This window comes from Paenibacillus sp. PCH8 (genome assembly GCF_002968835.1).
GTDB lineage: Bacteria > Bacillota > Bacilli > Paenibacillales > Paenibacillaceae > Paenibacillus.
Genome location: NZ_PKQK01000007.1, coordinates 130,527 through 142,289 on the forward strand (window position 1 = coordinate 130,527; position 11,763 = coordinate 142,289).

Below are 11,763 nucleotides of genomic sequence, written 5' to 3' on the forward strand. Positions count from 1 at the left end.
CGTGGACAGAAAACCCTTCAATCGCTGTTATCCCCGGATTACTTTGATCCATTTTCAAATGGTGTAATCCGGTGATAAAGGCGAACGCTTCACTTTTCAGGGTCCTTTCTGTCCACTTCGTAAGCTAATGTGGCGCACAAGTTCAAAATCATGACATTCAACCTTGCTTTGTTTCGTATATTGGACTCTCGGCATGATCTGCCTCGAGTTAGTTCTAAAGATGTTACGAGTGTAAAAGTTGTAAATTTAGAGCTATGAAGATTAGTTGTATGATTGATCATTCGTAACTTGATGATCTAATTGCTATATCGGTTTAGCCAATTACTGTTTTATTGTTGTACAGTGTTGCTCCATACACTCTTGCCATCCACCCATGTTTGTACGGCCCAGCCTTTCAGCTTCCAGCCTGTGAATGGAGTGTTTCTTCCTTTCGTTGCGAACGTTGCAGGATCAACTGCTTTTTCTTCGTTCAGGTCAATCATTGTAATGTCTGCTGGTGCTCCCTCTTCAAGCTTGCCTGTATCCAGTCGGAATACACGTGCCGGATCAGCAGTCATGCGTTTCACCAGGAAGTCCAGACTCCACAGTCCTGTTTCTACAAACTTCGTATACAGCAACGGGAAGGCTGTTTCGAATCCAACAATTCCGAATGGTGCGAGTTCCATGCCCTTGGCTTTCTCTTCTTCACTGTGCGGCGCATGATCCGTTACAATCATGTCTAATGTTCCGTCCAACAGACCTTCGATACAAGCCTGAACGTCGCGTGGTGAGCGAAGCGGTGGATTCATTTTCCAGTTCGCATCCATACCAGGAATATCTTCATCCGACAACACCAGATGGTGCGGACATACCTCAGCAGTCACTTTAACGCCGATAGACTTCGCCAGACGAATCAGCCGAACCGATTGCTCAGTGCTCACGTGGCACACATGATAGTGTACACCGGTTGCTTCTGCAAGCAGGATATCCCGACCCACGTGGATGGCTTCGGATTCATTCGGAATGCCTTTGATCCCGTGACGTTTCGAAAACTCACCTTCCGTCACATAACCACCTACAACCAATGAATCGTCTTCACAGTGAGCGATAACCGGCATATCCATGCTTGCCGCGAGGCTCATGGCGTCTTTCATCATCTGCGCATTTTGTACGCCTACACCGTCATCCGTGAATCCAATCGCACCTGCTTCTTTCAGTGCTGCAAAATCCGTAAGTTCACGACCAAGTTCACTCTTCGTAATGGCTGCATAAGGAAGCACTTTAACCAGATCAGCTTCTTTAGCTTTGTCCAACACGAGTTTCACGACTTCGGGAGTGTCTGTGACCGGTCTTGTGTTTGGCATGCAGGCAATCGTTGTAAAACCGCCTTGCGCTGCGGAACGTGCACCTGTCTCGATCGTCTCTTTGTGTTCGAATCCAGGTTCGCGCAGATGTACGTGCATGTCGATCAATCCGGGAATGACCAGTTTGCCTGATGCATCCGTCACAAGTTCTGCCGACTTTTCTGCATTCAATACAACTTCATCTTCCGCTCCAGCTATCTTTTTAATTTTGCCTTCATCTATAATGATGGTTTTCCGTTCTAGTTCCCCTTGTTGATTCAAGATGTTCGCGTTCTTTATAATCTGTAGCATAATTGTCCTCCGCTTCGGTTCTGTCCAGCTCATCAGGCAAGCCGGATGAATGATGTATCGTGTACTCTCTTATTGCTCTATAAGAACTGCCGTCCCGTCAGCCTATGACCCATAGCCAGACCCTGTTACAGTTTCAGCGCGCGTTCCATAACCGCCATGCGGATGGGAACGCCGTTAGCCATCTGCGGGAAGATCCGTGATGCTGCGCTCTCCACGACCACGTCATCAACTTCGACGTTACGGTTCACTGGAGCAGGGTGCATAATAATGGTGCTTGGTTTCAGGCGCGATGCCCGTTCTTCCGTCAATCCGTAGTGTTCGCGATAATCCTCAGCCGAAGTAATCAGGCCATGTTGATGACGTTCCAGTTGAACACGAAGCATCATGACTACATCTGCATCCAGCGCTTCTTCAAGACCGACATAAGGAGCATGCTCTGCGAGTTCCGGTGCCTGCATCGTTTGCGGTGCACAGAAGCGTACATCAGCACCAAACTTTTGCAGGGCCCACAGGTTGGAGCGAGCCACACGGCTGTGCAGGATGTCTCCAATGATGGAGACGCGCAAGCCCTTCAGTTCGCCAAACGCCTTACGCATGGTGTATAGATCCAGCAACGCCTGCGTAGGATGTTCATTGTTGCCGTCTCCGGCGTTCACAAGCGGAACACTCACTTTTTGAGCCAGTTGTTGCAGAACACCTGCCGGTTTTAACCGGATCACCCCTGCATCAATACCCATCGATTCAAGTGTTCTTACCGTATCATAGATGGATTCTCCCTTTTCCACGCTTGAAGCAGCTGCCGTGAAGTTCAGTACTTGTGCACCGAGGCGTTTCTCCGCCATTTCGAACGAGAAGCGAGTACGCGTGCTGTTCTCGAAGAACATGTTGGCAACAAAGCGTGACTCCAGTACGGGAACCAGTTTCTCTTTCTGTGCTTCCCAATGAGCTGCTCTGTTCAAAATCGACTCGATCTCTCCACGACTATGTTCCTTTAGTCCAAGCAAGCTCCGGTCCTTCAATGCTGGTTGTGTAATCATCATGCCTGCTCCCCCGGTTCTGTGTAATTCTGACTTCATCCTGTCCGTCCGTTTCCATGAGCGCAACTTCGATCTCCTCTGATTTGGAAGTCGGCACGTTTTTGCCGATAAAATCAGGTCGTATCGGAAGTTCCCGGTGTCCTCGGTCTGCGAGTACAGCTAGCTGAATGTTCTGCGGTCTTCCACAGTCCATCAGGGCATCCATCGCTGCGCGAATCGTCCGTCCGGTATAAAGCACATCATCGAACAAAATCACTTTTTTGTTATGAATGGAAAGTGATTCAGGTGTCATGATCAACAGTTCCTTGCGATTTACTTGATTCTCCTCCAAGCGGTCATCGCGGTAAGGGGTCACATCCAGTTCACCCCAGGGGACTTTGGCGCCTTCGATTTCTTCAATCTTTGCGGCGATCCGTTCTGCGAGGTATACCCCTCGTGTACGGATACCGATCAGCACACAATCGTCAATTCCTTTGTTTTTCTCTAATATCTCATGGGCAATCCGTGTTAAAGCGCGGCGGATCGCCGTTTCATCCATAATGACATGTGTCTCTGTGTTCATGCGTTCAGCCTCCTCAGGATTTCCCTTCAGATCATGGCCCCGTGACCAGGAGAACAAAAAAGACTCCTTGCCGTGTTTATTGGCAAGGAGTCTCCGAACTTCAGACCGCTCTGAAGAAAGTTTACTCTCGGGGATGCATCGCTTATTTGCCGCAGCAAAAACGATGTATCGTTCACGTTACCTTGCCAGTCTCACGGGACTGATTTAAAGGTGCTATTCATGTCGTTCATATTGCAGGACCTCACAGGGTTCTGTAATCAATATGTCCGTTTATCTTCATGAATTATGACAGAAAGACAACTCCCTGTCAACACCTCACCATCGCAGGCGAATATCCTCTGCTACGTTCTTCTTAGAATCAGCAGTTAGGCCGAAAAACATCCATGCACATTACATCTCATCCGTTATTCATAATTATACAACATTTCTGTATATTTATCCATAAGAAAATGAGAAATCTGATATAGCCAAAATAACCCTTTACCTGTATCCAAGAATACGGTAAAGGGTTAAGAATGTATTTTAATGGACCAAGTCCGAATCATGGAGTGTACGATCTTGCTCCAACTGTTCATAGGATTGTTTCATCGTGGATAAAGTCTCGATATGACGGTATATATTGTTCCCCGCAGTAACCAACACGGATAACATAAGTAAACCAATCAGCACCTTTTTGCCCAGTCCAGGACGAATACGGATTACAAAACCTCCACCTAACAGGAAAAACGCAAATAGATAATGTCCTGCATACAGGTACATATCGTATTGGAATACAGCCAGTCCAAAGCCCACAACAATATGAAGCAAAAAGGCAAACAGAATATATGGCACAAGAGTCCATACTTCACGTTCACGAATACCTTTAATGAAGCCCATGAGTGCCAGCAACAATATGAAGATACCTGTCATCTGCACATAGATTGGATTCGAACGGGACAGATCCGTAACAAAGGAGGCCATGCCCGGGTCCAGTAAATGCATCTTCGGTGTCAGCATCGGATTGATGGTTAGCATGTTCAATACTTTCCAGTGAACAGCAAATTGGAACGGTGTTGCATAGCTCGTTCCGCCATTCTGAATGCCGAGCAACCAGTTACTAACCCAGCTTCGTCCTCCAAATGCAACATACTGAATGCCGGTTAACACAGCAATAATCAGCACCGCCAGAGCCATGATACCGATGTATTTCTTCCAACCCGCCTTACTGCGCCAAGCTTTCATATTAAAGAAAGTTGCAGCAGCCAAGGGTACAATGTTAGTTGAGGTTAATCCAAAGTTGATGGACGCCAGCAGTGCATTCGGCACATAGCGTACGTCCTGTCGTTCGCGAGTATACTGCATGTAAATCACGGAGAGCAGGATAACGAATTGTACATAGGGATACGAATCCGGGATCAATGCGGTATACATCAGGTAGGAACTCAAACCAAACAGTAATGCGAACAGCAATGGCGTAGTTATCGTTCTATCCTTTTGGCTCAGAAATAGAAATGCCAGTACCACCGAACCCGCATTCACCATGGATTGCAGGATAAGAAAGAACCAATTACCTCCGAGCAGCTTCGCTACTGCCCCGAGTGTGACCGCAAGGAATGAAATGAGCGGATGAATAATTGAAGAGCTGTTGTCTCCATAATACATAGAAGGATCAAAGTTAAATAAATTAAGCGGAAAAATCTTCGTGCTGAATGGGGTATACGTCCCTAGCATTTCTGCATGATTTTCAATGTACAGCACATACGAGCCGTTCATTAAACCATAGAACAGAGCAAAGCCTGCAAATAGGTAAAACGCTGTCCAGTTGGCTCTTCGATTATAAAATAAGTAGTCCAAAAATTTCATGCTTTTATTTCACATCCAATTTAAATAAGTTCTAGAACACCAATAAATATAGGCCACCCATAATACAGGCCACACCGATCCAGCGTAAAGGACCCACCTTCTCCTTAAATACCATCCGCGCTAAGATGAGTGTCCAAACATACGTTAAGGCGTTGGCAGGTAGTACAACCGTTAATGGAAGAAACTTCAACAACACAATATTCAGCAATGCACCTGTTCCATAAAATCCCAGTCCCATGAGCACATGCAGACGCTTGCGAGTTGTCGCATAAGCTTTCAATCCAGCCCCGCCCATCGCGCCGCACAACGTCATAACAATTAACACGGTAACCATCCAGCTATCGATCAACACTGGTTAACGTCACCCCGATTCCAAGCAGTACGACTGCTACCAGCTTCTGCACCGTAATTTCTTCCCCAAGCAAAAAATATCCATAGATTAAGGCAAACACATAGCTGGCACACATTAAAGGATAAGCAACAGAGAGTTTCTCCAGAGCAAAAGCTTTAATCATCAGGATTGCTCCCAGGCCATAACACAGAAAGCCAACGCCCAGGTAGATCCACTCTGTTAGTCCCCATTTCCAGAACAATTGACCCGTCGCTGTTAGAAAAGCGGAGACCAACATCAGCCATTTGCCTGTATGACGCGACTTTATTTCCCCCACGATAATGCCTCCATGTCCGGAACGCGCTTGTTGATAAAGTATCGCTGTCTCACAAGTTGCATGACTGGAAGATCAGACAAGGAGTCGGAGTACGAGCATGACTGGTCATAGTCAATGACCATGTTCTTCTCGCTAAGATAAGCCTGAATTCGGCGTACCTTCTCTTCCCCCTTGCAATTACTGCCATCAATTCTGCACGTGTATCCATTCGAATGACGAACAAGATCAGTCCCGATCACATGATCCACCCAAGGAAAGTTTTTGAAGTATTTCATATAGGCATGCGGAGATGCCGTGACCAGCAAGACATGATAGCCTGCTTCCTTGCGATGCTGCATCTCAACACTTGCTTCGGCATAAATGGATGTACGCAAGCGGGTATCAAAGAAATGTTCCAGGTCTTTTTCAGCCATGCGCTCAATTTCTTGGAAATAGGACCGTTTAACTCGTTCAACGGTCATGAATCCCGCTTTGAATAACACCGTATGTAATGCAATGACAGGCAATCTCCATACCTGCCACGGGTAACGACGAACACCGTAATGCACAAATTGAAACATGGAATCACTGCGTATAATGGTTTTATCAATATCAAAGATCGCGACTTTCGTGCTTTTCACCCTGATCCCCCTCCACTTTTTTCATTCGAAAATAGAAAATATAGTAACAACACTGATCACATAGAGAATAACTGTAATTAATATGGGCTTGTCCTCAAACAGCACACGATCTGGAGAACCCCCCTGATTCTTCATGTGGATCAAGTACAGGTAACGGAACATTCCATAAATAACCAGTGGAATCGTCCACATGAGATGAATGGTACGATCTGAAGTGAATGTGAACAGGGAGTAACTGATAATCGTAGCTGTCGTCACAATCGTATTGAATTGATCCAACAATGTAATGGAGTAGTTATCCAATACTTTACGGTGTGATCCCGTGTTCCCATCAAGCAATGTGAGTTCATTTCTCCGTTTGCCAATGGCGAGAAATAACGACAACAACATGGTGCAGATCAAAAACCACGGCGTGAATGGCACATGAATCAACACACCACCTGCAATGGCACGAAGTACGAAACCTGCTGCAATGGTCATCATATCCAGAATGACGAGATGTTTGAGGACAAATGAATACGATACATTCAACAGGAAGTAGACGATACATAACACCCCAAATAGCGGGTTGATTATAAAAGCCGTTCCTACGGAAAGAATCAGCAGAATGATTCCGAACAACAAAGCATGAGCCGGATTCACCTGTCCTGAAGCCATGGGGCGAAACTTTTTCACCGGATGCTGCCGATCCCTGTCCCGGTCTACGTAATCATTCAAAATATAAACACAGCCTGCAACGAGGCTAAATAGAATAAAACCAAGCAACGTCGTAAAAATAGTTTCGGTCCGAATCTCCTCAAAGGAGAACAGTAAAGCAGCAAATAACAAGAGATTTTTGGTCCACTGTTTGGGTCTTAACAATCTGATTAATCCTGATACTGTACTGCCTGTTCCTGTAGCCGTTGAAGACACCGTACTCGTTCGTGATGATAACAATTGTAATAACTCCCTTCGAAAACAACTTCTGTATATAACAATTAACGTAAAGATCTAATCATATGTTGCTTGTATATTTTTGTAAAGGGAGTAAATGAAAAAATCTAATATGGGCATAAAAAAAAGAGACCGTTTCCGGTCTCTTCGTTAGTACGTGATTAAGCTATAGCTATAGGGTAAGGCGATTAAAATTCAAATTGCACGTCGCTCAGACGACGTTTGATCTCAGCAATCACGCGTTTCTCTTCTTCTTCACCCTTGGCTTCAAAGGTAACAGAGAAACGAACAAAGTTACCTGCGTCATCCCAAGGCACGGACGAGATCAATTTCTCACGGATCAGGAATTGGGAGAAGTCTTCACCGGATTCGAAGCGGCGTCCACCAACCACACCTTTTGGTGCTTCAACATACAGGAAGAAGGAACCTTTAGGTTTCTCAGCCTGGAAGCCCAGTTCATTCAGTGCGGCAACGAGCATGTCGTGACGACGGGAGTATTTCTCTGCAATTTTTTCTGTGATCTCAGGGTGATTCAAGCCATAAGCAGCAGCCTTCTGAATCGCGATGAACTGACCGGAATCATTGTTGTCCTTCACGTCGCTAAATGCTTTGACTACAAGCGGGTTACCCGCTACGAATCCGATTCTCCAACCCGTCATGTTGTAAGACTTAGACAGGGAGTGCAGCTCTACGCCAACATCCTTGGCACCGGGTACCGACAGGAAGCTGAACGGTTTTTTGCCATCATACGTCAAGGCTGCATATGGAGCATCATGTACAACAACTACGTTGTATTTCTTCGCCCACTCCACGACTTCGGTGAAGAATTCCACTGTCGCACTTGCACCAGTTGGGTTATTCGGATAGTTCAGGTAGAGCAACTTCGCACGTTTCGCGATGTCTTCCGGGATAGCCGCCAGATCAGGCAAGAAGTTGTTTTCCTTCGTCAATTGGATGTTAAACACTTCTCCACCTAGATACTTCGTATGTGTACCCATAACCGGGTAGCCCGGAACAGTCATAATGGTCACATCGCCCGGATTGATGAAGCATGAAGGCATCATCGCCAAAGCTGGTTTTGAACCAATGGAGTGCACGATTTCGGTATCTGCATCGATTCCTTCCACGTTGAATACGTTCTTCAGATAGGAAGCAGCAGCCGTCTTAAATTCGGGGATACCATTATCGGCATAACCACGGTTCTCAGGTCTGGAAGCTTCTTCTGCAAGTGCTGCTACAATGCCTGCATCAGCCATCTCGTCTGGTTCACCCACACCAAGGTCAATCAGTTCTACATCTGGAAAATCCTTTTTAGCCGAAGCTTTGGCTCGTTTGATTTTCTCAAATTTATAGATGTTAGTGTCTTTACCATAGTTGGAGCCGCCAATACGGTCGGAAAAATTAGTCTGAATGTAAGTTTCTTGATATTTATCAATACTCATACGTTGTTCATCTCCTCGTTTGACGCAAATTTCTACAATTTAATATGAAGCATTTGCGTGATCAAAACCATGGACAATGTATCGGAACATTTGTACTTTCTTCGAATGGTCAGCGACTGCGCAAGGAAGCAAGCACGTCTTCCATATCCTGAGGAAGCGGAGCTGTGAATTCAAGATATTCTCCTGTGGTCGGATGCACAAAACCAAGTACGGCAGCATGGAGAGCCTGTCCTTGCATTTTGATGCCTTTGTTACGTCCATAGGTTGGATCTCCCACAAGCGGATGACCGATAAATTTCATGTGTACACGAATCTGGTGGGTACGCCCTGTTTCCAGTTTCAATTCAAGCACCGTGTAGTCGTTAATACGTTCTGTAACAGTAAAATGTGTAACGGCATGTTTACTATTTCGTTCCGTGACCGTATACATTTTGCGATCACTGGTATCTCGTCCGATGGGTGCATCAATGGTTCCTTGATCATGATTAAGATGACCATGAACGAGCGCGATATAACGTCTGTTCACAGTATGATCCTTCAACTGAGCAGCCAGTGAAGCATGAGCACGATCGTTTTTGGCAGCCATGATCAGGCCGGACGTATCCTTATCAATACGATGCACAATACCCGGACGCAGCTCTCCATTGATACCCGAGAGATCTTTGCAATGATACATGAGTGCATTGACGAGCGTTCCAGATGTATGTCCTGGTGCGGGATGCACAACAAGACCACGCTGTTTGTTAATCACAATCAGGTCACTGTCCTCATAGACCACTTCCAGTGGAATATCTTGGGCAATGATCTCAACGGCAGTTGGTTCAGGGATCTGTAATTCAACCAGATCATCTTCGGATAACTTGGCATTGGCTTTGACTACAGTACCATTCACCGTAACAAGTCCGTCTCCAATCCACAACTGAACCTGGGAGCGTGATACGTTATCCACAGCTTCCGTAATATATTTGTCAATCCGTTCTTTCTTATGTTCAGCGGCAACGGTCCATTCCATACGCTCATTGCCATTCATTAGTCCTTCGTTATTGATCTGTTCCTCGTTCTGATTACTCATGATGTTCATTCCCTTCAATCTTAGCGGCTGCTTTCTCGCGCCGTCCTTCAAGCAACGTTTCCACAATGATTAGCGCTACCCCGATGCAGATTGCCGAATCGGCGATATTGAAAATGGGAAACGTGTAACTTCCAAAGTTAAGCTGAACAAAATCCACAACTTCTCCGGTCAATGCCCGGTCAAGGAAGTTACCGATTGCTCCACCAAGCACCAAGCTAAGTGCCACAGGCAGCAATTTGTGCGGCGTATCTTTTACTTTTTGCAAATACCAAATCAAGGCAACGACCACAATCAGTGTAACCACAATAAAGAACCAGCGCTGGTCCTGCAAAATGCCAAATGCCGCACCTGAGTTACGATGGGATGTGATGACAAAGAAATTGCCGATCACTGGAATTTCCTCTCTGAGTTCCATTCGGGTTGCAATCAGGAACTTGGTTCCCTGATCCAATAAAAATACGATAAAAGCGAGGATATAATACACCACGTTTGTTGTCACTCCGTTCTTGTCTTTTCCAAACGATACCAGGCTCACGCCAGACTTGTTTATTGTAGCACAGCTGTTTGGAAATCGTCCACGGCGCGCTGCATTGCAATCCATATGGCAAAAACGATAACATTTCCCTTCTGTATTCCCACTTCAAATGGCACATCCTACTATAGAGTCAAAATCCGGATTCCACACGGAACAGAAAGGGGAAAATCATGTCACATTTTACTACCGAGCAGCTGCAATCTTTACGTTCCCAGCTGATGACCGATAAGCGCGATATTGAACATAGACTGTCGGAAAACGAGCATTATGGCCTTGGAGACTCCCTGAAATTGCAGACTGGCGAATTATCACCGATTGATAACCACCCTGGTGACCTTGCCACAGAGGTGTATGAGCGCGAGAAGGATATTGCCCTACTGGAACATGATGAATTCCAACTGGAACGAATCGATTCTGCCCTGCACTCCATTGAAGAAGGACATTATGGTACATGTGCGGTCTGCCAGCAAGCTATCCCTTATGAACGCATGCAGGCTGTGCCCTACACCAAATATTGCAAAAAACATCAACCGGAAACGGTGGTCTCCGAAAATCGTCCTGTGGAGGAAGAATTCCTCACTCCCGCATTTGGTCGAACGAGTCTGGACGAGCGTGATGACCAAAATGGCTTCGATGGTGAGGATGCCTGGCAGATCGTGGAGAGCTGGGGCACATCAAACTCACCAGCCATGGCGGAAGGTCGTGATATCGACAGCTATGACGTTATGGCTATTGAAGCCACAGATGAAGTGGAAGGCTGCGTTGAAGCATACGAAAGCTTTGTGGCAACAGATATCTACGGCCATGACGTTTCCATTGTACGTAATCGTCAATATCGTCAGTACCTGGAGAACCGTGAAGGTGAAGGTCTTTTAGAACCGGATATGGAGACGGATGACCTGTATTAATTATCCTTTGATATCATTCGCTCCTATTCACTTGATCACTCAGTAGGTATTCATATCAAGCTGACGTTGTACAATGCGCACAATATCAGCAATGTAATCCCCAACAATAGGAAGATTAAGCGCCCCAAGGACCTGTAACACGTAGATGATCGTTGCTGCGAAAAAGGTAAATCCAATTGCGATCCCGACACCTCGTGCGGCTCCAGACAACAAGTTCAATCCAATCAGCTTCCAGGGTCTGTTTAGCAATTCCGTGTATTGCGCAATTCGAGAACGCTCCAGTTCATTCGCCAGGCGATTCGTTAAGGTATGTAACTCTTCGATTTTGTCATGTGAAGTCAGATCATCTGATGTTGATGGTGAAATGGATGCAGCTTGCTTCTCATCATGTTCGCTCATGTTTCGCTCAGTTCCTTTGATCAATATAGATTGACTGTACAATAGAATCATTGCCTTTTTGCCCAAAAACCAAACGAGCCCAGATTCAGGGAAAATGTCCCTGTCTCTGCG

General features: G+C 45.9%; 13 protein-coding genes. 1 reads left to right on the forward strand and 12 read right to left on the reverse strand.

Annotated features, from left to right (window positions below):
* Window positions 1–329: 329 nt before the first annotated feature.
* The 11 genes from C0Q44_RS27375 to lspA all read right to left on the reverse strand — a co-directional run bounded on the left by C0Q44_RS27375 (window position 330) and on the right by lspA (window position 10,297).
* The gene (locus tag C0Q44_RS27375) at window positions 330–1,634 is read right to left on the reverse strand and encodes a dihydroorotase (RefSeq protein ID WP_105410312.1); all 1,305 of its coding nucleotides are present in this window, start codon (window positions 1,632–1,634) and stop codon (window positions 330–332) included.
* Window positions 1,635–1,759: 125 nt separating this feature from the next.
* Window positions 1,760–2,671 (reverse strand): aspartate carbamoyltransferase catalytic subunit, encoded by a 912-nt coding sequence (locus C0Q44_RS27380; protein ID WP_105410390.1) that lies wholly within the window; start codon window positions 2,669–2,671, stop codon window positions 1,760–1,762.
* Window positions 2,616–3,233, reverse strand: a complete 618-nt coding sequence (gene pyrR / locus C0Q44_RS27385) for a bifunctional pyr operon transcriptional regulator/uracil phosphoribosyltransferase PyrR (RefSeq protein WP_258166587.1) — start codon at window positions 3,231–3,233, stop codon at window positions 2,616–2,618. Before pyrR ends, C0Q44_RS27380 begins: the two co-directional genes overlap by 56 nt.
* 522 nt (window positions 3,234–3,755) lie before the next feature.
* Window positions 3,756–5,075 (reverse strand): DUF6080 domain-containing protein, encoded by a 1,320-nt coding sequence (locus C0Q44_RS27390; protein WP_105410313.1) that lies wholly within the window; start codon window positions 5,073–5,075, stop codon window positions 3,756–3,758.
* 31 nt (window positions 5,076–5,106) lie between these two features.
* On the reverse strand, window positions 5,107–5,427 hold the full coding sequence (locus C0Q44_RS27395; protein WP_258166588.1) for an EamA family transporter: 321 nt from the start codon (window positions 5,425–5,427) through the stop codon (window positions 5,107–5,109).
* Window positions 5,414–5,704, reverse strand: coding sequence for an EamA family transporter (locus tag C0Q44_RS27400; RefSeq protein WP_374955163.1), 291 nt, complete (start codon window positions 5,702–5,704; stop codon window positions 5,414–5,416). Before C0Q44_RS27400 ends, C0Q44_RS27395 begins: the two co-directional genes overlap by 14 nt.
* A 26-nt stretch (window positions 5,705–5,730) precedes the next feature.
* Window positions 5,731–6,363 carry an HAD family hydrolase gene (locus C0Q44_RS27405; RefSeq protein WP_105410315.1) on the reverse strand — a complete coding sequence of 211 codons (633 nt, stop codon included), beginning with the start codon at window positions 6,361–6,363 and terminating at the stop codon, window positions 5,731–5,733.
* Between the two features lie 21 nt (window positions 6,364–6,384).
* Entirely contained in the window at window positions 6,385–7,275 is an 891-nt protein-coding gene (locus tag C0Q44_RS27410) for a decaprenyl-phosphate phosphoribosyltransferase (protein WP_105410392.1), read from the reverse strand.
* Window positions 7,276–7,484: 209 nt separating this feature from the next.
* Window positions 7,485–8,738: an LL-diaminopimelate aminotransferase gene (locus C0Q44_RS27415; protein ID WP_105410316.1), complete on the reverse strand. Its 1,254-nt coding sequence runs from the start codon at window positions 8,736–8,738 to the stop codon at window positions 7,485–7,487.
* Between the two features lie 109 nt (window positions 8,739–8,847).
* Window positions 8,848–9,810 carry an RluA family pseudouridine synthase gene (locus C0Q44_RS27420; RefSeq protein WP_374955161.1) on the reverse strand — a complete coding sequence of 321 codons (963 nt, stop codon included), beginning with the start codon at window positions 9,808–9,810 and terminating at the stop codon, window positions 8,848–8,850.
* Window positions 9,803–10,297 (reverse strand): signal peptidase II, encoded by a 495-nt coding sequence (lspA, locus tag C0Q44_RS27425; protein ID WP_105410393.1) that lies wholly within the window; start codon window positions 10,295–10,297, stop codon window positions 9,803–9,805. The genes C0Q44_RS27420 and lspA overlap by 8 nt, the downstream gene beginning before the upstream one ends.
* A gap of 218 nt (window positions 10,298–10,515) precedes the next feature.
* Between lspA and C0Q44_RS27430 the strand changes: the two genes are divergently transcribed.
* Window positions 10,516–11,253 (forward strand): TraR/DksA C4-type zinc finger protein, encoded by a 738-nt coding sequence (locus C0Q44_RS27430; RefSeq protein WP_105410318.1) that lies wholly within the window; start codon window positions 10,516–10,518, stop codon window positions 11,251–11,253.
* Window positions 11,254–11,292: 39 nt separating this feature from the next.
* On the opposite strand, the gene C0Q44_RS27435 is transcribed toward C0Q44_RS27430, so the two are convergent.
* Complete coding sequence (locus tag C0Q44_RS27435) at window positions 11,293–11,652, reverse strand: DUF5665 domain-containing protein (protein WP_105410319.1); 360 nt, start codon at window positions 11,650–11,652, stop codon at window positions 11,293–11,295.
* Window positions 11,653–11,763: the final 111 nt, after the last annotated feature.